Raw genomic sequence first — 23,322 nt, 5'->3', positions numbered from 1 at the left:
TTCTTAAGCTAATTTTAACAGGTTTCTTAATTGAATGATCGCGTTCCTCATCCTTGTTTTCACAGTACCCAAAGGGATTTCCAGCACCTTAGCAATTTCTTCCTGTGTGCAACCTTTGTAGTAGGCAAGATCAATGATGATTCGTTGTTCTTTTGTCAGCTTTTCCAGCACCTTGGAGAGTCCGAGATGGTCAACGGATGGGTGTACGGCTAAATTGCCTGTAAATAAATGTACGTCATCTCCGATGTCCTGGATTTTCTGATCCATTTTATGTGCCTTAGAACGTAGGGAGTCAATAGCGGTATTGCGGGTAATATTCAGCATCCAGGTAAACAGGCGACCTTTACTTTCGTCGTAGCGATCGATGTTTCGCCAGATCTTCATGAATACTTCCTGCAGACAATCACTCGCATTGCTTTCGTCGTTGAGCACTTTCAGCGCCACACCGTACAAAGCCGGAGAGTATCGGTCATACAGGTAACCAAAGACCTTTTGATCTTTAGCTTTTAAACCCTGAATCAGCTCAGATTCCGTAAATGTGAACGCGGATTCCAAAACAATTAAAGAATTATGTTAAAAATGACTTTTCGCATGTGCTCCCACATCATAGCCGTAGACGCTACAGAAGAAAGTACCCGTGTCCCGGTACAGCTGCGTGTGATTACAAATAAATACAAATAATAATTAATGGTTAAAGGGAATGCAATAATAAAGGAAATATAGCAATTATTGCGGAATAATTGAAAATGAGAGAGTAAGAGATTTTTTCGTATCATCCAGCCACTTTGCCGGCTACAAACATCTGGTCCAGAGTGGGAGTTGGACTGCCACCTTTCTTTTCGAGGGTAACTACAAAAGCCTGTGCATTGACCACATCTTTGACCTTTTGCATGGAGGTAGACGGTTCGCCTGTAGCGAACACACCTGCATCTATACATTTGCCATTTACGACTGCCCATAGCTGGTATTGCATGTCTGCAGGGGGTGCGGGAAGTTTCTGTGCGAGTATATAGGTAGTTTTCGACTGCGGATCCCAGCAGATGGTGGCTACATTGCCAGGGTGCTTAGGCGTACCCAGCATTTTAATCCATTTGAAAGCCGGATCTTTCATCAGGGCCAGTTCCTGGTTGGCAAGGCGCAGTTTTTCTGAGAGCGAATTTTTCTCTTCAGTAAAGCTGGTCTGGCTATCCTGAAGACTGGCGTATTGCTGTTGAGAATCGTTGAATTTTGTAAAATAAGCAATGTTCATGACAACACTGGCTACAAGCAGGGTAAAAGCGGCCGCGGCGCCATATTGCCATATTTTTAAAGGAGAAATGGGGGATTTGGAGGCGTAGTCGATTACAGGAATTTCCTCGTCGATTGCAACGGGTTGGGCTACAACAACAACTGGCTCATCTGCAATGGTATCCTGTTTTAATTTTTCGAGGATTTGTTTTTTCAGGTTAACGGGTGGCTTCTTTGCCAACATCATCACATATTTCTCCATATCCTGCTGCACAGCATCGACAGCCGCCTTTACTTCGGGATACTGCCGGATCGCAGCCTCCATTTCGCGGGTTTCCGCTTCGGAGACTAAACCGATCACATGGTTCTCAATGGCACCGGATGATATGTAACGTTGAACATCCACTTGCTTACATCTGTTTTAAAATATTCCGCAATTGTATGATCGCATTACGCATTCTGGTCTTGACTGTACCGAGTGGAATATCCAGTATTTTGGAGATCTCTTCCTGGGTACAACCTTTGTAATAAGCCAGGTCTATGATAACACGTTGTTCCTTGTTCAACTGTTCCACCACTTTGGCCAATCCCAAATGATCAACGGACGGGTGTACCGCCAGTTGATCGACTATAAGGGAATTGTTTCCTATTTCCTGAACTTTCTGGCCCAGCTTGTGGCCTTTGGAGCGGAGGGTATCGATAGCTGTATTGCGGGCTATGTTCACCATCCAGGTGAACAGGCGACCTTTTTCTGCATCGTAACGGTCTATACCTCTCCAGATCTTGAGAAAGATTTCCTGCAACACATCTCCGGCAAGGGACTCATCGACCACAACTTTGAGGGCGATTCCATACAGTGCCGGTGAATAATGATCATATAAGTAACCGAAAAACTTTTCGTTTCTGGCTTTTAATCCAGCTACCAGTTCGGCTTCAGTATATGTAAGTGCTGCTCCCAAATATAGTTGATTAGTTTGCAGGCACTAAAATAATAGGGATTTTTAACATTACAAAATTTTCATACGTTTTATTTATGAAATATCATCTTGTAATCTACTTTAACTTTTCCTTTGGAGATATCGTCCAGCTTGCTTTTGATCATTCTGCGCTTAAGCGGTTTGAGATGATCGATGAATAACTTACCATCAATATGGTCGTATTCATGGAATATAACGCGGGCTGTGACGCCGGTAAAAGTATCTTCGTGCGGCTGGAAGTGCTCGTCTACATAGCGGATGGTAACGGTTTCGGGCCGGTATACGTCTTCTCTTACCTTAGGAATGCTGAGGCAACCTTCGTTGTAAGGCCATTCTTCGCCACCGGTGGCTACGATGTGGGCATTGATGAAAACACGTTTTACGCCGGCATCGCCAGGGTACTCGTCTTTTTCATCTTCTTCCAGGTTATTGATAATTTGTTCGCTGTCTATTACAAAAAGGCGGATGGGCCTGTTGATCTGAGGTGCTGCGAGGCCTACACCGCTGGATGCGTACATGGTTTCCCACATATTGGCAATCAGCTTGTCTAATTCCGGGTAATCTGGTGTAATGTCATCACACATTTTACGGAGTATCGGATGGCCGTAGGCGACGATTGGTAAAATCATTCTATCGTTTTGTTTTTAAAAGTGCAAAGTTACGAAAATGGCAAAAAAATCGCTTTTGCCTATGGCAAAAGCGATTTTTTTGTGCGCCGGGGCTTGCAGCCGGCTAAAATTTAGTGCGTAAATATTCCTGTAGTATGATTGTGGCACTGATCTCGTCTACCAGGGCTTTATTCTGCCTGTCTTTTTTCTTCAATCCACTATCTATCATGGTCTGGAAGGCCATTTTGGAGGTAAATCGCTCGTCTACCTGCTTCAGCGGTATATTGGGAAAGTGCTTCTTCAGGATCCGTACACACTCTGCTGCCAAAGCAGTCGCATCTGTATTACTCCCGTCCAGGTTCCTGGGTTCGCCTATGAGAATGAGCTCTACCTGCTCGGTTTCGAAGTATTTTTTCAGGTAAGGAATCAGCGTTTGAGAAGGCACCGTGGTAAGCCCGGTTGCTATTATCTGCAAGGGATCTGTCACTGCCAGTCCGGTCCGCTTCTTCCCATAATCTATTGCCAGTATTCTGCCCATTACCCTAAAAATAACATGTCAGCAATCGCAAATACTGCATATACTACGCTTGCAATACCATTTGTGGTCATAAAAGCGATATTCACCTTGCTCAGATCGTTTGGCTTTACCAACATGTGTTGTGAAATCAGCATGATGATGAATACAGCTGCTCCAATTGCATACAGCCAATGGAACTGCCCCATCAACCCGATCGTAATGGCCAGTGCACCCGCTACCACATGCAATCCTTCAGAAAAATGCAGCGCTCCCACCTTTCCTAACCAGGCAGGCACAGAATTGAGGGACTGGGAACGGTCGAAATCCTCATCCTGCAGGGAATAAATGATGTCGAAACCAGATACCCAGCAGAGCACCAGGCAGGACAGCAACACCGGCAATGCCGCAAACTGCCCTGTTACAGACAGGTATGCTCCTATGGGCGCCAGTGACAATCCTAATCCCAGTACCATATGGCACAGCGCCGTAAAACGCTTGGTATAACTATATCCCAGCACTACAATCAGGGCGACTGGTGACAGGATAAAGCAAATCATGTTGATAAAGTATGTAGTGAGGATAAATGCAGCACAGTTCACAATAATAAACAGGAGGGCATTGTTTTTTGTAATCACACCAGCAGGAATCTCGCGTTTAGCAGTACGGGGGTTGATCTTATCAATATCCACATCCAGCCAGCGGTTAAATGCCATTGCCGCACTTCTTGCAAAGACCATACATAATATAACCAATACAAACAGCTGCCAGCTGAAAGAATACCCCGCCTTGGCAGTGGCAATAAAGAAGCCGGTCAGCGCAAACGGCATGGCAAATATGGTATGGCTGAATTTTACAAGCGAGAGGTACTTGTTTACTGTGGTAATCATCTCCTATTTACTTTTTAACTTTACAAAGATATCCCAAACTACGATACCTGTGCTCACAGATATGTTCAATGAATGCTTCATCCCTACCTGAGGTATTTCAATACACCCATCCACCTGCTTCATCACTTCCCCGTCCACACCAGACACTTCATTGCCAAACACCAGTGCCAGGGGCTGATCGCTTCCAGGCTGAAACTGGTTCAGCATTACACTGTTTTCTGCCTGCTCAATAGCCAGGATACGATATCCGGCTTCTTTTAAAGCAGTAACGGCCCCGATGGTGGTGGCATAGTACTGCCAGTGCACGGTTTCTGTAGCCCCCAGGGCTGTCTTCTGAATATCGCGGTGAGGGGGTACGGGAGTATATCCACAAAGTATAACCCCTTGAATCAGAAAGGCATCGGCCGTTCTGAATACGGAGCCTACGTTGTGCATACTCCGCACATTGTCCAGTATTAATACCAGTGGTGTTTTTTCGGCCGCCTTGAATTCGTCGATGGTCTTGCGGCCTAGTTCGTCCATGCTTAGTTTTCGCATGGCGCAAAGTTATGGCAATTGCTAAATAAACCACATTTTCTATATTTTTGCCGAATGGCGAAAAGCAAATCGGAAGAAACCCCACTGATGCAACAGCATAAGGCTATTAAAACCCGTTACCCGGATGCCGTGCTTTTGTTCCGCGTGGGCGATTTTTATGAAACCTTTAATGAAGACGCAGTCATAGCCTCCAAAGTATTGGGGATCGTACTGACCAAAAGAGCCAATGGCTCGGCCTCTTACGTTGACCTGGCTGGTTTTCCACACCATTCACTGGACACATACCTCCACAAACTGGTAAAAGCAGGTCACCGCGTGGCAGTATGCGACCAGCTGGAAGATCCCAAGACTGTAAAAGGAATTGTGAAACGCGGCGTGACCGAAATGGTGACGCCCGGGGTAGCCGTGAATGATAAGATTCTCGAAAATGCCAACAACAACTTCCTGGCTGCAGTACACCTCCAGGACGATGCCGCCGGCGTAGCTTTCCTGGATATCTCCACGGGTGAATTCTTTATTGCACAGGGTACCATCGAATATGCCGATAAACTGCTGCAAAGCTTCAAACCTGCCGAAGTACTCTACGCCAAACAACAACAAAAGAACTTCCGCCAGCACTTTGGCACTAAGTTTTACACATACACCATGGATGAGTGGATCTTTACGTCCACTTATGCCCATGAAATTCTCCTCAAGCAATTTGAGACGCATAGCCTGAAAGGCTTTGGGGTAGATGGTCTCAATAATGCCATCATTGCTGCAGGCGCTGCCCTGCATTACCTGCGGGATACCGAACATCCTCACCTGCAACACATTACCAATATTCAGCGCATAGAACAGGATGATTTCCTGTGGATGGACAGGTTTACGATCCGTAACCTGGAATTGCTGGGCAGCAGTGTGGAAAACGGTAATACCCTGCTCACCACTATCGATACCACCGTAAGCCCTATGGGCGCCCGCCTGCTGAAACGCTGGCTCATATTCCCGCTCCGCGACATCAACCAGATCAATGAAAGGCTGGATGTAGTGGAGTACTTTATCAAAGAGACCGATCTTGCCAAAAACCTGGTCCATCACCTGAAGCAAACCGGTGACCTGGAAAGACTGGTATCCAAAATTCCTTTGAAGAAGATCAACCCAAGGGAAGTGATGTCGCTGGCAAAAGCACTGCAACAGGTATGTGCCATAAAGGCCCTGCTGGAAAAAGTACCACATCCATACCTTGCCGGGCTGGCCATGACGATGGATGGGTGTAACGACATTCTCGACAGGATACTGCGCGAAATAACGGAGACACCGCCTATTCTCGTGAGCAAAGGCGATGTGATCCAGATGGGCGTTCATACAGAACTGGATGCCCTGCGTAAAATTGCCCGCTCCGGAAAAGACTACCTGCTACAGATCCAACAGCAGGAATCTGAAATTACGGGGATTCCAAGTCTGAAAGTTGCATTCAATAACGTATTCGGTTACTACCTGGAAGTAACCAATGCGCATAAGAATAAAGTTCCCGACACCTGGATTCGAAAACAAACGCTGGCCAATGCTGAAAGATATATTACACCTGAGCTAAAGGAATACGAAGAGAAGATTACAGGGGCAGAAGAAAAGATCCTGACGCTGGAAGCACAGCTGTTCGAAGAACTGTTGTCTGCATTACAACCTTTTATCAGGCCGATACAGCAGAATGCACAGGTGATGGCGAAATTGGATTGCCTGCTGAGTTTTGCGAACAATGCAATACAGTTTAAATATCGTCGTCCGCATATTACAGATGAATATCATCTGGATATCCGTGAAGGACGACATCCGGTCATTGAAAGAGGATTGCCGCCGGGAGAGAGTTATGTAGCGAATGATATCATGCTGGATAAAGAAACACAGCAGATTATTATTCTGACGGGACCGAACATGAGTGGTAAATCCGCTTTGCTGCGGCAGACGGCATTGATTACCCTGATGGCGCATATGGGTAGTTTTGTACCTGCGGCTGCGGCGGAGATCGGACTGACAGATAAGATCTTTACACGCGTAGGGGCTTCTGACAACCTGAGTGGCGGGGAGTCTACCTTCATGGTGGAGATGAATGAAACGGCGAGTATTATTAATAATATTACACCGCGTAGCCTGGTGATCCTGGATGAGATTGGGCGGGGTACCAGTACTTATGATGGTATCTCTATTGCATGGAGTATTGTAGAGTACCTGCATGATATGACAGCGGCTAAACCAAAGACATTGTTTGCCACGCACTATCATGAGCTGAATGAGTTGGAGAATAAGCATGCAAGGATTAAGAACTTCCATATTACGAATAAGGAGTCGGGGAATAAGGTGATATTTTTGAGAAAACTGGCGCCGGGAGGTAGCAGGCATAGCTTTGGTATTCATGTGGCAAAAATGGCGGGTATGCCTCCTAAGCTAATTGAAAGGGCAAATGAGGTGTTGGCGCATTTGGAAGAGAAGCAGATTGATGGGCCGGTGCAGGAGCGGGTGAAGAATTTGGCAGGGCCTGCGCAAAAGGTACAGCTGAGTATATTTGATGCGCATAGTGATACGTTTAAGACGATACGGGATATGTTGGAGAATGTGGATATAAATAGGTTGACACCGGTGGAGGCGTTGTTAAAATTAAGTGAGATAAAGCATTTGTTATAGTTGCACAAAAAACGCTTTTACCTTCGGTAAAAGCGTTTTTTGTTCGGGCAGCGGTGATGGCCTGCGGCCGGCTATTTTTTTAAAGAAACATTCTCGTCTCCATCTTCATACGGCAGCGTCACCATTACCAGTGTCATCATCTCATCCTTCGTATTCATATTCTCCATTACCAATGCCGGAGGCAGGTTAGGATTGTAAGGATTATTAATCGTATTATCATACGTTCCTTCAATATGAATAGTGGATCCCTTCGGAATCTTCACCATCTTTGGAAACCAGTAAATCTCCTGCCAGTTAAAATCCCAAACAGGAATATGTACCAATGGAATGGTATCCTTGTTCGGTTTGATGGCATATGCTTTGAACTCTTTTCCTAACAGGTGCATATGCGGCCACACATACAACAATGACTGATCACTTTCTGTTTTTACATTCAATGTAAAAGTCCGCACTACATCGGGAGGTAAATAAAAGAATGGCTGGATCTGCTTTTGTGATTCCCCCCCGGAACCCAGGTTCTGTGCTTTGATCCGCCTTGTTACATTTGTTTTTGTAAACCAGATCTGCACGCCACTGATCACCTCTTCTTCCTTTCCCAATGGTGCATAGTGAACGGTTAGCAATATCACTCCTCTCTTCGGCATCACCCAACCAATGTGCTCAGGATAAGATTCCATAGAAGCACCCGGTATCCAGCCACCAAAGTACATGATGCGCTTACGATAGGGTACAAAGTTTTCAAAGTACTTTACTGTTTCCGTTTCGTGATCTACATAATCCACTGTGTTATACAGGTCCATACCCGGTACGTCATCAATTTCAAAATTCGCATGGTGAATCACCTTCCGGTTATTGGTAATAAATTCTATGCCTTCCACATTCATAGAATCTGCCAGTTCAAAAGGTATTTTATATACGATGTAATGATCTTTGTTATCTCCATTCAGGTGGTAACTATCCTTCATCTTTAGTACCAGATCAGGTTGACGGGAGTAGACGGTACCCGGTACAAAGTTTCGTTCATCTTTGGCATCAGCGGCATTGCCTTTAGGCATATCATGGCTTGCCCAGTTGGCTATTTTGGCAATATCTTCGTCAGACAATCTCCTTTCATTGGCATATTGTGCATAGTGCGGATCTGGTTTCCATGGTGGCATATAGCGCGCTTCTGTGACCCGCTGAATCATACTGGCTCTTTTAGCCACATCATCGTAGGTAACAAGGGGAAAAGGCGCCGCCTCTCCAGTTCTGTGACAAGGTGTACAATTACTATGAATGATGGGGGCAATGTGTTTATACCAGGTGATATCCTGTGCCCGCCCCTTTCCGCAAATAAATAACGATAACATCAGCGTTACTGCAACGACAATACGCATACTTTAATAATTACTGATCAGACAACCTATGGGTGTGGTTTTTGTAACAGTGGGCACACCTGCCACCAGGTTCTGGATAGACTGATCCAGGTAGAGCTGCGTGGTTTTTGCACGCTTGGTACCAAGGCCTGTGATCCAGTCGTCTATCAATCCCCGATAATATTCTTTGCCATCACTACCTACCAGCAATGCTTCGGGTGTGACGGTTGCTTTGAGTGAATTTGCCACCTCCTTATCTGTATCCATGAGAACAGGGAAGGTGAGACTGAAATCTTTTACATAAGCACCAATCTGCCCCCTGGTAAAGGTGCGGCCACTGATGATGCCATAGAATTGTACGCTTTTATACTTTTCCGAAAGCCGCTGTACGATGGGTGCATAGTTTCTGCACAATGGACATTCAGGAGAGAGAAACAAATACACGACGATCTTTCCCTGTGGCCTGATGTCATAAGCTTTGCCTGTATAATCCTTTAATCGCTCAGTAAAGGAAGTACCATGTGGATTCCCTATCGACTGCATAGTTATCAGCAGGGATAAGAGTAGTAGTCTTAACATAACGGCTCATTGGTTGACAGTTGGTAAATTACAATATATCAATTATGTTTTTTCATGATATATGTCATTGTTTAATTTCCATCCTTTCATCCCCGTTTTCGTACGGCAAATAAATCATCACTAATGTCATCATCTCATCTGTCGATCTCATATCGCCACTACTATAAATGAGCTGGGGAGGATTATTAGGATTAGCTGGATTCTCAGCTGTATTATCATAGGTCCCCTCCACATAAATAGTAGACCCTTTCGGTAGTTTTTTCAAGGTAGGGAACCAGTACATTTCCTGCCACGCCACGTTCCAGTCAGGAATGGATACTAAGCGTACCGTATCATTTGCAGGCGTCACACTATAAGCCCTGAAGATTTTTCCCAGGTAGTGCATATGTGGCCATACATACAACAGTGACTGATCTTCGGGTACCTTTACTTTCACCTTAAAAGTCTTCACTGCATTGGCAGGAATATAAAAGAACGGATCAATGTCTTTCTCTCCTACCCCACCGGAACCTATGCTCACGGCACGAATGTCTCTCTTTACTTTATTCTTTGTGAAGTATAATTGTACGCCGCTGATGCTCTTTTCTTCTTTACCCACAGGTGCAAAGTGCAGGGTGAGCAGGATCACACCTCTCTTCGGCATCCGCCAGCCGATACCGGGAGGATAGGATTCATAGGAGGCACCTGGAATCCAGCCACCATAGTAAATCATACGATGGCGGTAGGGTACGTACTGTGTATATTTATTCCGGTCATCTTCAGTAAGGTTGATGTAATCAACGGTGTTGTAAAGGTCCAGTTCAGGCACGTCGTCTATTTCATAATTCGCGTGGTGAATGAGCTTGCGGTTGTTGGTGATGAAGCGGATTGCTTCCACATTCATGGAGTCGGGCAGTTCAAAAGGAATTTTGTAAACAATGAAACGTTCCACATTATCACCTTTGATTACGAAGGCCTGTTTCATGGTGAGCTCGAGGTCGGGCAGGCGCGAAACTTTGGAGGTGGTAATGGTATCAGGTTTGTCTTTATCGTTCTTACCTACAGGCATCTGATGATCTGCCCAGTTGGCGATCATGGCAATTTCTTCGTCGGTAAGGCGGCGTTCGTTGGCATAGTTTACATAATGTGGATCTGCTTTCCATGGTGGCATGTACCGGCTTTGGGTGACTCTCTTTACCATGGCGGCGCGCTTGGCTACGTCTTCGTAAGTGATGAGTGAAAAAGGGCCGGCTTCGTCCGGGCGGTGACAGGGGGTACAGTTAGTATGAACAATGGGAGCGATATGTTGGTACCAGGTAATGCGCTGCGCACTGGCAGCAAAAGACAGGACAATCGACAGGCATAGGAATAGGCGTTTCATACTTATTTACCCAAAATAGATAATTTTTTCTCAAATGTATAATATTTTGATTTTTTTGTAAAAAACGCAGAGGCCCCGGCAGGTATGCCGGGGCCTCTACTATAATTTATATTTATCTAAGCGTTATCAGTTAACGTCCCAGAATACTTTAGTGTCGCGGGTATCCTTAGATTTAACAGCATTGTAGTTTACAGTGTTATACAATGACTCGTTAGATGGATACAGGAAGCGTACCGGAGGATTAGCCTGGATACCAGCAGAAACTGGCAGTTGAATTGCAGGATAACCTGTTCTTCTGTATTCAGACCATGCCTGGTTTGCCTGCATAACGAAGAAGTTCACCCATTTCTGCGTATAGATCTTTTCCAGTTTCTCAGTAGCAGTACCAGTGTAAGCTACAGCAGCTGCTGCTTTCCACAGTGCTACAGTATCGGTATTCACAGTCAGTGAAGGCCATTTGTACTGAGTGGAACGGTTAGAAACTTTGCTGTTCAGCATGTAGAAGTATTCAACTGACTGATCCAGACCGGTAGTGTATGCAGTAGCTGCAGTACCCAATCCCCATCTTTCGTAAGCTTCAGCCTGCAGGAAGCTAACTTCAGCAGCAGTGAACAGTACACCTGGCAGGTTGTAGTTATAGAAGAAGGTAGCAGAATCGAAAGAAGCATAACCACCATTGCTATATTCTGTAGAAGTACCGTTATAAGGGAAACCTTTGTAACCGTTAGCAGTGTCCGGATCGAACATAACTTTGGTACGAGGGTCATTATTAGCAACCAGTACATCTTCCAACAAGAACTTAGGAGCGTAAGGGAAGCTGGTGAATGCACTCAGCAGATCACTAACCAGGGTGGTTGGGCTTTCCCAAAGCAGTGCATCCTGAGCGTTAGTAGAGATCAGTGGGTACGTGCTTGGATTATTCAGCATATTGGTAACAGCTGTCTGTGCTTTCGATTCGCTAACGTTAGAGATGCGCATCAGCAAGCGGAGACGCAGTGAGTTAGCATAACGACGCCACATGGTCAGATCACCGTTGTATATTCTGTCGTACAGTTTCAGATTACCAGATTCTGTAGCAGCAACGGTTGCAGTAGTCAGGTAGGTGTTTACCGCATCCAGGTTCGCAATCAGTGTATCGTACAGCGCAGCTGCATCATCATAAGCTGCATACTCCACCTGACGGGTAGAAGAGTTCAGGGAGTTTGCCTTAGAGAAAGGAATATCACCCCACAGATCCACCATCTGCGCAGCCTGGTCAGCTACGATTACCTGAGCAAGTTTCAGATAAATGTCCTGATTTGCCTGCTCACTTGTAGCCAGTCCATTATAGGTAGTCTGCATTTCGCGGTAGTTGTTCAGGATACCAGGACCATTATAGTTATAGTCAGTACCGGTAGAACCGTTGTAGAAGTCAGTCCATTTACCATCAGTATAGCTGGAAGTAGTCTGATACATGGTGCTGCTTGGTACCAGGGAAACCAGACCAGAGTAAGCACCTGTGTAAGACTGCAGAATGGTATAATAATCCCAGTAAGACGGGTGAATTCTCTTGTTGAAGAACATACCGGCGAACAGCTTACCGATGTTACCTGAGGTAGTCAGTTCCGGGTTTTGGTAGTCTTCTTCGATCTTTTTCTTACAGGAGCTGAAAGAACCTGCCAGTAAGACCAGAAGCGCTGCGTTTATAAGAAGTTTTTTCATTAGTTTTCTTTGTTTCGTCATTTAGCAAATAAATACATTAGAAGCGAGCACGAAGGCTGGCACCAAGGCTTCTTGTAGGAGCCATACCACCAGTGTTCATACCTTGATCAATCCATCTTGAACCAGTTGCAACTTCCGGATCCAGGCCATAAGGCAGGGATTTGTAAACGTAGAACAGGTTACGGCCAATCAGTGCTACCTGCAGCCCCTGGAAATGTAATTTGTTAATGATGCTCTTAGGCATATTGTAAGTCAGCGCTACTTCACGTACTTTGATATAGCTGTTTTTGAATACTGCCTGAGAATAGTCACCAGTGTGCCATCCGAACTGTGCATCATAATAGATACCAGCGGAAGTTACTTTAGTGTTCTTAGTGCCGTTATCATCAGTTACACCTGGCAGAATGATACCATTGTAACGATCAGCAGTTGCACCAGCAGCAGCAGCTACGTAGTTAGCAGATTCTTCGTCAACAACATTGTAACCGATACCACCGTGAGCTGCATCTCTGTATTGGAGAGTGCTCTTGTACATACCGGCACCAACTGCATAGTAAGAAGGAATAGAAACCAGTTTACCACCGAAACGGTAATCCAGGGTGATATCCAGGTTGAATGCTTTGTAAGAGAAGCTGTTTGAGAAACCACCTACAACTTTAGGCATCATGTTACCAACCTTGATATAAGCATCGGTATTGTAAGTGTACAGACCGTTACCATCTACTTTGTAGTTACCGTTAGCGTCCATGTTGTGTGGGTGAACATAGATGTTACCCAGTGGATCACCTATTTCAGATCTTGCGATTACGTAACCACTTTCCAGATCGTTAGTCAGGTTAGGCAGGTAAGAAGGCAATGAAGTCAGCTTGTTACGGTTAATACCGAAGTTGAAACGTGTATCCCAACGGAAATCCTTGGTTTGAATTGGAGTTGCGTTGATAGCACCTTCAAAACCGTAGTTGCTCAGGTCACCAGCGTTAACGAACTGGGAAGTAGCACCAGCTGTCTGAGGAGTTGTGATTTCAAGGATCTGTTTCTTGATCTTGTTGTTATAGTAAGTGAAGTCTACACCAACTTTACCACCAATGATTCTTGTTTCCAGACCGAATTCAAACTCTCTCTTCTGCTCAGATTCCAGTTTATCGTTACCGAAGCTGCTACCAGAAGGCTGTTGATAAACCAGGTATTGGCCATTCAGGGTCACACCGGTTTGAGTGTAGGCAACAGGAGATACGAACATTACAGGGTGGTTACCTGTGATACCGTAAGAAGCTCTCAGTTTACCATAGTTCCACCATGTAGGCAGTTTGAATACATCAGAGAATACAAAACCAGCATTCGCAGATGGGTAAGTGTAGCTATTCAGACCTGGAGCCAGGGTAGAAGTTCTTTCAGAACGACCAGTTCCTTCAACGTACAACCAGCCTTTATAGCTCAGGTTTACGATACCGAAACCAGCTACGTCAACCTGCTCACCGTGAGTGCTTGAAGTTTGCAGTGTACCTGCAGAGTTATTCAGGGAGAACCAGTTTTCACTAGCCAGACCTACAGTAGTATTACTGCTCTGGTACTGGAAGTTTTGTTTTCTTGCAGTGAAACCACCAGAGATACCCAGATCAAAGTTCTTACCGATTTTAGGATTGTAGCTCAACATCGCATCTCCATATATCAGGCTGTTAGTTCTCTGTTCGATACCAAATTTACCACTGGTTCCTACATATGTAGGTTGGGTATTGTGTTCTTCGTTTGCCGCTTTCCAGCTGGTGAAGTCATTACCGATACGACCACGGAACTTCAGGTTATCCAGGATGGAATAGTTTAAAGTTACGCTGTTGATGAAACGGTTTTGATTTTCATTGTAGTTGTCACGCAGCTGTGTCCACATATAGTCCATCAGCTGAGTAGCTCTCAGTGGATAGATGATTTTCTCGCTCTGATCGTAGCTACTGTTGTTATACTTAACATACTTATAACCGTTAGAAGTCTTGTACTTGTTATAGTAAGTATCCATATCATCCATACGGCTGAAGAAACCACCATAAGAGTTCAATACGTTCGTGAGGGTAGACGGACGGTTATGCGTGTAGTTATTATTGAAAGTAGAGATGATGTCTACTGATACTTTCTTGTGCAGTTTCAGGGTAGCGTTCAGGTTAAAGTTATTCTTGTTCAGGTTAGAACCTGGAACAATCGCTTTATAGTCTGTACGGGTATAAGAGAAACGGTAAGAAGCGTTCTCATTAGCGTTAGAAATTGCAGCGTTGAACTGGGAGTTGTAACCAGTCTGGAAGAAATCACGGTAGTTATTCTTGTTTGCTACATATTTGCGGGTAGATCCATCCCAGTATTTAACGGTTCTGCCGTCGAATTTAGGACCGAAAGCCTCGTAAGCACCATAATAAGGATGTTCAGAACCATCAGCTTCTTTCACCCAGCCAGTGCCATCGCCACTGATACCAACCATGTAAGCTTCTGCATAACCAGGACCGTATTCGTTCTGGTAGTCAGGGCTGTTAGCCAGTTGCTCAGCGGTATACACGTAGTTCAGATCAACACCTAAACCTCTTGATCTGGAACCTTTTTTGGTAGTGATTACAACCACACCGTTTGTAGCTTCAGAACCATACAGTGCAGATGCAGAAGCACCTTTCAGTACAGTCAGGCTCTCGATATCTTCAGGGTTGATATCCAGGGCACCGTTACCATCGATACGGTTGTTAGTAGTATTGAAGTCTTTCTTGGTAGGATCCTGCATGTTTCTGATAGGAATACCATCCACAACATACAGTGGCTGAGTATTACCAGAAACGGAGGTTACCCCTCTCACCTGGATAGATACACCGGAAGAAGCACCACCTGGAGCTGAAATAACCTTCACACCAGCAGCTTTACCATACAATGCAGATGCAAAGCTGGGAGAACCTGTCTGTGAAATTTCTTTTGCGCTTACGGTACTAACGGCATAACCCAGGGAACGGGCCTGTCTTTTAATACCCATCGCAGTTACAACCACTTCGCCCAGATTTTTGTTGTCTGTAGCAAGTGCAACATTAATCGTGGATTGGCCACCTACCGCAATTTCCTGAGTGGCATAACCTAAAAAGGATACAACCAGAGTGCCTTCAGGAGCAACAGAGATTTTGAAGGAACCATCGGGAGCAGTCAGAGTACCGTTCTTGGTGCCCTTTTCCAGGATAGTAACACCTGGAATAGCTGTTCCTTTGTCATCTTTAACAGTCCCGGACACTACCTTTTTGTTCTGTGCCAAAGCAGTAAAGCAGCAGAACAAAAGAAGCAATGTGCTTACTAATAGAGATCTTCGCATAGCTTTCTTTTAGTTAGATTTTAAGTATGATAAGTGTTTAGTCACAAGTGTAATTACATACAGAAACGCATGGGAATGGCTGGCCTCCACTTTTCGGAAGCTGACAATCTATTGTTCCCAGAATGTGATGCTATTTTCTCTTTTTTTCTTTGGGTACCTTTACCTGGATTTGTATCCTTTTTTTAATACATTCCGGCGGTTACCGTTTACGTTTTATTTAACTCAATTTCCGGTATAGGACATTTTAACTTCCTTTCTTAACTGGTGTTATTTTCACCGCTTTGTCCCTCAGTACATTCCACTCTTCCAAAATGCCATAGTTTTTCTCTACATTCTTAAAATTGACAGCGCCAAACTACCCAAATAATTTTTAGAAACAAAAAAGATTTAACATTTTTTTATCTAAACTTTCATTATCTGTTAATCTCGGTAAATTAGCACACCTTCACGAGAAAATACTATCGGAGAAATGAACCCAATTGAAGAAATTCGTAATATAAATTCAACTCATGTCCCAAGACTTTACGAAAATTTAATAGTGGAAAATTATCCGTAACGCGACAATAGGTATCTCATTCTTTTCATGGTATAGCATTTACAAAAATGATTTCCTGGTATAAAAAAGCAGATTAGTGGGTATTAGGCATTTTCACAGTTTCCCGGCATAGGTCATTTTTTGCAACTTATTGAAAGTTTTCATTATGAGCAAATTATATTTGTATGGACGGTAATGTTTATAACAAAAAAAATCGCTTCTGCCTGCGACAAAAGCGATTATAAATGTTAATTATTAAGGTAAACGATTACATCAGGCTTTCACTAACTTCTTATTCCGCACGGATGACTCACGTTCCCGCAATTCAAGTGGCAGCACAACCTGTTGTGGTGCTTCTGATGTCTCGTCCAGTTCTTCCATCAGTATCCTGATCAGCCTTCGGCCAATTTCTTCGACAGGTTGGGCTACGCAGGTCACTGCAGGGCTGAGTAGGCGGAAGATGTCATGATCGTCGAAACTAACCATGCCCAGCTCGCTACCTATCTGTAACCCGAGAGAGCGAATGCTTTCAATACCACAAATACCGAGGTAGTTGGTGGCAAAGAACACGGCATCCAGCTCCCGGTTGTTCTGCAGGTATTTGGTGATCTCCTGTGTATATCCGGGCCTATCCAGGTCAAAAGGCAGGCGCTTGATCACATTCTTGCCTGCGGGCAGGCCATGTGTTTTCAGGGCTGCAGTAAAGCCTTCCAAACGTTGCTGCATCTGGATCTGGTGCGAGGTAGTAGTAATAATCCCAATATGCTTGTATCCCTGTGCCGCCAGGTGATCGACTGCAGTCACGGCACCCTGGTAGTTGTCTACCACCACATAAGACGAGTCTTTGACATTCGGGAAATAGCGGTCCATCAGTACAACAGGTTTTTGCAGGGTGGCAATGTCCTTGTCCAGGTTGAGAGTAGGCGTAATGATATACCCATCTACCTGGCGATAACGGAGCACTTCCAGCAGGCCACGGGCTTTTTCTTCATTGTCTTCGGTGCTGCCGAAAAGTACTTTATAGCCATATTTGTCTGCCTCATCTTCTACTACTTTCGCTACATTGGCAAAGAAATTATTGGCAATGTCCTCTACGATTAACCCGATTGTTTTGGTTTTACCAGTGCGTAATCCACGTGCCAGTTGGTTAGGTTTATACTTTAGCTTGCCGGCAATCTTCAGAATACGTTTGCTTACCTGTTCGCTGATCCTTTTTTCTTTTCCTTTACCATTCAGAACGAAAGAAACGGTGGTGGGAGAAACGCCGGCCTGTTGGGCTATATCTTTAATCGATATTCCTTTCACGTGATTCAGATTTGGTTTGATTCGTTAGAAAATTATAATCTTAGTTGCAAACGACCAAATTATTTCCAGATAAGCCTATCCGGGGAGGAATGATCCTCATCATCCCCCGTTTACCTGCCCGGATAGGCGTTTCAACAGGAAATAAATGTTATTTACTAAAAAATGATGTTTTTTTAACCAAAATTTGATAATTTGGCACTTTCACAGGAAAAGTTCTGTCAGGGGGAATGTTTTAAAAGACCGCCATCCATTTGGACGTGGCCATGGATTTTTTACTATTATCAATTGAATTGTTTCGGGGAGATTATGTCCTGTCTGGGGCAAGAAGACGAATCATCATCACAACGGAGCTAGAATAAAAACAGCTTAAACTTATACTACATGAAACCCATTCTGATTAAAGTGGGGGCGTTTGCCGACAATCAGATCACGATCATTGAGAGAAGTGATCCTTATTTCAATACTCCATTCCATTTTCACCCGGAGTGTGAGCTGGTATACGTTACGGAGAGCAACGGTAAAAGAATTGTAGGCGACAGCATTGAGAGTTTTGATGTAGGAGATATGGTGTTTCTGGGGCCACATATTCCACATGTATGGTACAATGATGAGAGCTACTACAAGAACAATGAAGCGCTGAAGGCAAGATCTGTTGTGATTTATTTTCCGAAAGACATTTTTGGGGATAAGTTCTATGGCTTGCCGGAGACAAAGGCACTGACTGATTTATTTCACCGTGCGCAACGTGGCATGAAGATTATAGGTCCTACCTATGATCTGCTGAAAGATCAGATCCTCCAATTGCCAAAGAAAGAGGGCCTGGAAAGAATTATTTCATTGCTGAGTATCCTGAAAGTATTGACAGAAACAAAGGATGTGCAGTACCTGGCAAGTACAGGTTATTCACATGCTTTCAATGCGAAGGACAATCATAAAATCGATGAAGTATTCAAGTATGTGATGAGTAACTTCAGCAAAGAGATTTCTCTGCAGGATGTAGCGAGTATTACGAACCTGTCGCCACAGTCTTTCTGCAGGTTCTTTAAGAACAGGACGAAGAAATCGTTTGTACAGTTCTTAAATGAAGTGCGGATTGGGCATGCCTGTAAGCGACTAACAGAAGAAGACTGGTCAATAGCAGAGATTGCATATTCGTGTGGATTTAAGAACTTGTCGAATTTTAACAGGTTTTTCAAAGAAATAGTGGGTAAAACGCCTAAAGAGTATAAGAATGAATTGAGGCTCAAAGAGGCTTGATATTTAAGCCGACCGCAGGCCTTATGGCCAACGACAAACGCTTCTGCCTGCAGCAGAAGCGTTTGTCGTTAAAGGGGTGATTTGAATTTTTGGTAATTTCAATAAATGTGGTAATTTCCCTTCATATATACAATTGTTGAAAACCTTAACCAAATCTATGTCACGACTGTAATCCATGTATAGTAATTACTCAGACACCCAATTACTTTCACTGCTCCAGGAAGATAACATAATGGCCTTCAATGCTATTTACGCACGTTATAGCCAGCCCTTATACCTCTACATCCTGAGCAAGATTGAACCTGCCGAAGCAGGCAAGGATGTATTACAGGAACTCTTTACCTCCCTCTGGGAAAGAAGGCTGACACTGAGCGTCAATGAATCGCTGAAATCATACCTCTACCAGTCCGCCCGACATAAGATTATAGACATTTACCGCAAGAACAATACTTATCGCAAATACCTGCAACAGCTCATCGAACACTTTGATGTACAACCCGGTAGTATCACAGAACTGCTGGACAGTAAAACACGTACGGAAGATGTGTTTGAAACCATCAACCAGCTTCCCGAAAGAATGAAGGAAGTCTTCATACTGAGCAGGGTAGAACACCAGACGGTGGAACAGATTGCAGTACGCCTGGGACTGTCACAACAAACGGTTAAAAACCAGATTACCAAGGCTTTAAAAATACTGCGTACCAACCATGCGCAGACAGACATCGTTTTGCTGCTGCTCACGGCCGCTTTTTTTTACAATTGATGGTACTTGTTGCAACTTGAAACGACACCATTAAGAGCATCACTAACGTTAGGGACAACAATAGGAACATTAGGACATTATTTTAAATTACTAAGCTGTGAACCTTGATCAGATAAAGAAAATACTGGAACGTTATAACGAAGGAGCGTCCACAGCCGGGGAAAAACAGTTGATAGAAGAGTGGTTTGAAGGGATACAACAGCCTGTTACGCACATTCCGGAAACTGTCATCCAGCAGGACCTCGCAGATGTACACGCTGCACTGCATAAAAATATGAACGTGCCCCGCCGGCGTACATTGCGCCCGTGGTATTATGCCGCTGCCGCTATCACTATGCTGGTAGCTGCCGCCAGCTGGTTCTTCCAGCACTATACCCGCTCCGCAATACCTGCGGACAAAGCCCCTATGGCCAAAGTTGACAACCATAAAGAAATTATCAACGGATTCTATATCGTTACTACCGTAAAAGGTAAAACCGAACACCTGCGGCTGGAAGACGGCAGCACCGTAGTGCTCAATGCCGGCAGCCGCCTCAGGTACCCTGTACACTTCAGCCAAAGTCGTGACCTTTATCTCGAAGACGGAGAGGCTTACTTTGACGTAGCTCCCGACCCCGCACACCACTTCACCGTACACAGCGGAGGACTCAGTACAACAGCACTGGGCACCTCTTTCAATATACGCGCTTACCGAAACGAACAGAAAATTACCGTGGCACTGCTGAGTGGTAAAGTAAAAGTAGCTGCCACCGGCACCAAACCAGTAATACTCGAATCCAGTGAACTATTGAGTTATGACCTGCAAAGCCTGAAAGTAACCAGGACCACCTTTAGCACCCCGGAAGCCACCGGGTGGCAACAAGGCACCCTGGTATTCAAAGATGCCTCGTATGAACAAGTGCGCAATGCCATTGAAAACACTTTTGCCGTAACCGTCATCAACCAAAGCGATAAAAAAGCATGGACCTATACCGGTAGCTTCCGGCAGGAAACCCTGCAAAATGTGCTGGAAACAATCTGTCTGACTGAATCACTGTCCTGGTCGATAGCGCGTGATACTGTAATTTTAAAAAATAAGAAATAATTTATGGGGTTAGCCCCGACACTACAATCAGGTGGCCGTATACACATGTAACGGCCCTTTAACATCTAACACGTTTTGGCACTATTACAAAGGTTCCTCCTATAACACGGGGAACCCCAGCTATTTATAATTCGCTCCCCAGAGCATTCCTGCATGTAGTATTTGGGTAGCCCCATAAATGTTTATTGCTGCTTTACTATGTTAAAATCACCGGGGCCGAAATGAAGGGAAGATCATACTTTATGAAAGTATGTATTGTCGTAATTTTCCTGTTAATATCACTATTACCAGGAAGAAAGGCTATTGCCCAGATCAGCCTTTCCCTGCATAATAAACCCCTGACGGAAATTATGGATGCTATTGCCGCCCGGCAACACATTAGTTTCCACTATGATAAAGCCGCGATTGATGTGGATAAACCTGTATCTTTTACTTGTAGTAATCTTTCTTTAGCGCAGGTGCTGGAACAGTTATCCGCATTAACCGGTTATAAATTTACCCCCCGGGGAGAAAATGTGATTGTAAGCACTGTGGATGAAAATGTACAGCTGCATAATCCTGTTGCGTTGCAAAAAGAAGTCAGTGGCAGGGTCGTTTCTATGCATGGCTCACCATTACCCGGCGTTACCGTCATGATCAAAAACACCACAAGAGGGGTGAAGACCGATGATGCAGGGTATTACAATATCAAAACCGGGTTGAGTGATGTAATCATCTTCCGTTCTGTAGGTTATATCAATAGAGAAATACTTGTACCTGTAGCTACTTACAACCTGGATGTTACCCTTACTGAAAATATCAAAGGACTGAATGAACTCATCGTCACTGCACTGGGTATTCCTAAAAATAACAAAGAACTCCCCTACTCCACCGGTTTGTTAAACAGCGATGATATCTCTACCGTAAAAGATGCCAATGTGATCAACAACCTCTCCGGCAGAATAGCCGGAGTAATGATCAACCGTAGTGCCTCAGGGATCGGTGGCTCTGCCAGGGTCGTATTGAGAGGGAATAAATCTACCCGCGAAAATCAGCCTTTATATATCATCGACGGTGTACCGATGGCGAATTTCACCCCTTCACAGCCTACTGATATATGGGGAGAATCATCGGGCATCACAGGGAATGGCGGTCGTGATGGCGGAGATGGCATCTCTAACCTGAACCCTGACGACATTGAAAGCATCAGTGTACTGAAAAGCGCTTCCGCCGCTGCTTTGTATGGCAGTCAGGCCGCCAATGGTGTGATCATGATTACAACTAAAAAAGGCTATTCAGGCAAAGGACATATCGAAGTATCTTCTGACCTCACTGCAGAAACACCATTACTTTTACCTGCACTGCAATATCGCTATGGGCAAACTACACCGCCTTATACAAGTGATAAGCAGGCCGGTTCTGCAGATAGCTGGGGCGCACCTATCCATGCCAAAGACCATGTGAGCCCTTTCTTTAACACAGGACTGACTTCCATGAATGGATTATCTGTCAGTGGCGGTATTGAGAAAACACAGTATTACATTTCGTACTCGAATACCATGAACAGGGGCATCATGCCCATCAACCGGCTGCAAAAGCACAACTTCAATATCCGTGTTACCAGCGATATGCTGGAAAATAAACTACATATAGATGCGAATATCTCCTACCTGGTTCAATACGCTGTGAACAGACCGTCGAGTGGTTTATATTATAACCCCCTCACAGGTTTATATGCATTTCCACGAGGGCTGGATTTTAACAGCTACAAAGACTTTGAATACTTTGACAACAGCAGGAATATGTATATGCAGAACTGGTGGAACATTAACAACAGCCTGGGATGGACCGGGCAGGATGATCAGCAGAACCCCTACTGGATTCAGAAAAGAGATGAGCGGGAAGATAATCGCCACAGGGGGCTGGCTGCCCTCTCGGCCAGGTACCGCTTTAATGACTGGCTCCACCTGCAGGCCAGGGCTAACTTTGATAAAAGCAACGACCAATACGAAATGAAAGCCTACGCAGGCACCCAACAGGTACTCTCCCCTCCCAATGGCAGGTATACCCTTGAAAAAGAAAGTAACAGACAGTTCTATGCCGATATGATGCTCACTGCTGTGAGGCAGGTATGTCCTTCCTGGAAGCTGCAAGGTATGCTGGGCGCCAGTATCACCGATATCAGGGCACATGACAGGAGCCTGATCAGCACCAATGTCACTGCTGCAGAAGGATTGATTGTGCCCAATATATTCTCCGTAAAAAACATTGCTCCCAATGCACTCGATGCACAGCAAAGTGTAGAACGTAAACAACTGCAGGCACTCTTTGGTAGTGCACAGGTGCATTTTAAAAACAGCATCTTTTTAGACCTCACGGGGCGTAATGACTGGAGCAGCACATTTGCCTTTACACCTATCAAAGACAAGGGTTATTTTTATTATTCCTCCGGCATCAGCACGATCATCAGTGAACTGGTTAAACTGCCCAAAGCCATCAGCTTTGCAAAAGTGCGGCTTTCTTATGCCAAAGCAGGGAATGACATCGCCCCTTATTCTTCACGGCCCGCACGGTTTATTTTGCAAACCACAGCAGGTGTGTCAAGAGTGAATTTTAATACCCGCACACCATATCCCGGTATATACCTGAAGCCGGAAGATAACCG

The 23,322-nt window shown here is 44.7% G+C and carries 18 protein-coding genes; 5 read left to right on the top strand and 13 right to left on the bottom strand.

Annotation, left to right across the window (positions count from 1 at the left end; all coding sequences use genetic code 11):
* Positions 1-3 precede the first annotated feature (3 nt).
* The 7 genes from ABDW16_RS02065 to ABDW16_RS02035 form a co-directional block, all read right to left on the bottom strand.
* On the bottom strand, positions 4-555 hold the full coding sequence (locus ABDW16_RS02065) for a sigma-70 family RNA polymerase sigma factor (RefSeq protein WP_343667452.1): 552 nt from the start codon (positions 553-555) through the stop codon (positions 4-6).
* A gap of 217 nt (positions 556-772) precedes the next feature.
* On the bottom strand, positions 773-1,633 hold the full coding sequence (locus ABDW16_RS02060; protein ID WP_343667451.1) for an anti-sigma factor: 861 nt from the start codon (positions 1,631-1,633) through the stop codon (positions 773-775).
* 4 nt (positions 1,634-1,637) lie between these two features.
* Positions 1,638-2,186 (bottom strand): sigma-70 family RNA polymerase sigma factor, encoded by a 549-nt coding sequence (locus ABDW16_RS02055; protein WP_343667450.1) that lies wholly within the window; start codon positions 2,184-2,186, stop codon positions 1,638-1,640.
* A gap of 68 nt (positions 2,187-2,254) precedes the next feature.
* A complete protein-coding gene (def, locus tag ABDW16_RS02050; protein WP_343667449.1) occupies positions 2,255-2,833 on the bottom strand; it encodes a peptide deformylase in 579 nt (192 codons plus the stop codon).
* A gap of 103 nt (positions 2,834-2,936) precedes the next feature.
* Positions 2,937-3,350 carry a Holliday junction resolvase RuvX gene (ruvX, locus tag ABDW16_RS02045; RefSeq protein ID WP_343667448.1) on the bottom strand — a complete coding sequence of 138 codons (414 nt, stop codon included), beginning with the start codon at positions 3,348-3,350 and terminating at the stop codon, positions 2,937-2,939.
* Positions 3,350-4,216: a UbiA-like polyprenyltransferase gene (locus ABDW16_RS02040; RefSeq protein WP_343667447.1), complete on the bottom strand. Its 867-nt coding sequence runs from the start codon at positions 4,214-4,216 to the stop codon at positions 3,350-3,352. The genes ruvX and ABDW16_RS02040 overlap by 1 nt, the downstream gene beginning before the upstream one ends.
* A gap of 3 nt (positions 4,217-4,219) precedes the next feature.
* The gene (locus ABDW16_RS02035; RefSeq protein ID WP_343667446.1) at positions 4,220-4,753 is read right to left on the bottom strand and encodes an RNA methyltransferase; all 534 of its coding nucleotides are present in this window, start codon (positions 4,751-4,753) and stop codon (positions 4,220-4,222) included.
* Between the two features lie 54 nt (positions 4,754-4,807).
* Here ABDW16_RS02035 and mutS point away from each other — a divergent pair, with 54 nt between their 5' ends.
* Positions 4,808-7,414: a DNA mismatch repair protein MutS gene (mutS, locus tag ABDW16_RS02030; protein ID WP_343667445.1), complete on the top strand. Its 2,607-nt coding sequence runs from the start codon at positions 4,808-4,810 to the stop codon at positions 7,412-7,414.
* Positions 7,415-7,485: 71 nt separating this feature from the next.
* Here the strand turns inward: mutS and ABDW16_RS02025 are convergent, their stop codons facing one another.
* From ABDW16_RS02025 to ABDW16_RS02000, 6 genes are all read right to left on the bottom strand, one after another.
* Positions 7,486-8,790 carry a cytochrome c gene (locus ABDW16_RS02025; RefSeq protein WP_343667444.1) on the bottom strand — a complete coding sequence of 435 codons (1,305 nt, stop codon included), beginning with the start codon at positions 8,788-8,790 and terminating at the stop codon, positions 7,486-7,488.
* A 3-nt stretch (positions 8,791-8,793) separates the two neighbouring features.
* Positions 8,794-9,348, bottom strand: coding sequence for a redoxin domain-containing protein (locus ABDW16_RS02020; protein WP_343667443.1), 555 nt, complete (start codon positions 9,346-9,348; stop codon positions 8,794-8,796).
* Positions 9,349-9,412: 64 nt separating this feature from the next.
* A complete protein-coding gene (locus ABDW16_RS02015) occupies positions 9,413-10,708 on the bottom strand; it encodes a cytochrome c (RefSeq protein ID WP_343667442.1) in 1,296 nt (431 codons plus the stop codon).
* A gap of 126 nt (positions 10,709-10,834) precedes the next feature.
* The gene (locus ABDW16_RS02010) at positions 10,835-12,409 is read right to left on the bottom strand and encodes a SusD/RagB family nutrient-binding outer membrane lipoprotein (RefSeq protein WP_343667441.1); all 1,575 of its coding nucleotides are present in this window, start codon (positions 12,407-12,409) and stop codon (positions 10,835-10,837) included.
* Positions 12,410-12,446: 37 nt separating this feature from the next.
* Positions 12,447-15,734 (bottom strand): SusC/RagA family TonB-linked outer membrane protein, encoded by a 3,288-nt coding sequence (locus ABDW16_RS02005; protein ID WP_343667440.1) that lies wholly within the window; start codon positions 15,732-15,734, stop codon positions 12,447-12,449.
* Positions 15,735-16,542: 808 nt separating this feature from the next.
* The gene (locus ABDW16_RS02000; protein WP_343667439.1) at positions 16,543-17,574 is read right to left on the bottom strand and encodes a substrate-binding domain-containing protein; all 1,032 of its coding nucleotides are present in this window, start codon (positions 17,572-17,574) and stop codon (positions 16,543-16,545) included.
* Between the two features lie 381 nt (positions 17,575-17,955).
* Between ABDW16_RS02000 and ABDW16_RS01995 the strand changes: the two genes are divergently transcribed.
* The 4 genes from ABDW16_RS01995 to ABDW16_RS01980 all read left to right on the top strand — a co-directional run.
* Positions 17,956-18,831: an AraC family transcriptional regulator gene (locus ABDW16_RS01995; protein ID WP_083721383.1), complete on the top strand. Its 876-nt coding sequence runs from the start codon at positions 17,956-17,958 to the stop codon at positions 18,829-18,831.
* 175 nt (positions 18,832-19,006) lie between these two features.
* Positions 19,007-19,594 carry an RNA polymerase sigma-70 factor gene (locus ABDW16_RS01990; protein WP_343667438.1) on the top strand — a complete coding sequence of 196 codons (588 nt, stop codon included), beginning with the start codon at positions 19,007-19,009 and terminating at the stop codon, positions 19,592-19,594.
* Between the two features lie 97 nt (positions 19,595-19,691).
* Positions 19,692-20,678 carry a FecR domain-containing protein gene (locus ABDW16_RS01985; protein WP_343667437.1) on the top strand — a complete coding sequence of 329 codons (987 nt, stop codon included), beginning with the start codon at positions 19,692-19,694 and terminating at the stop codon, positions 20,676-20,678.
* A 221-nt stretch (positions 20,679-20,899) separates the two neighbouring features.
* A partial coding sequence (locus ABDW16_RS01980; RefSeq protein ID WP_343667436.1) for a SusC/RagA family TonB-linked outer membrane protein occupies positions 20,900-23,322 on the top strand: 2,423 nt, incomplete at its 3' end.

The sequence above is a fragment of the Chitinophaga sp. genome (assembly GCF_039596135.1).
GTDB lineage: Bacteria > Bacteroidota > Bacteroidia > Chitinophagales > Chitinophagaceae > Chitinophaga.
Note: the sequence above shows the minus strand (reverse complement) of the source record. Positions and strands in the feature narration are given on the sequence as shown.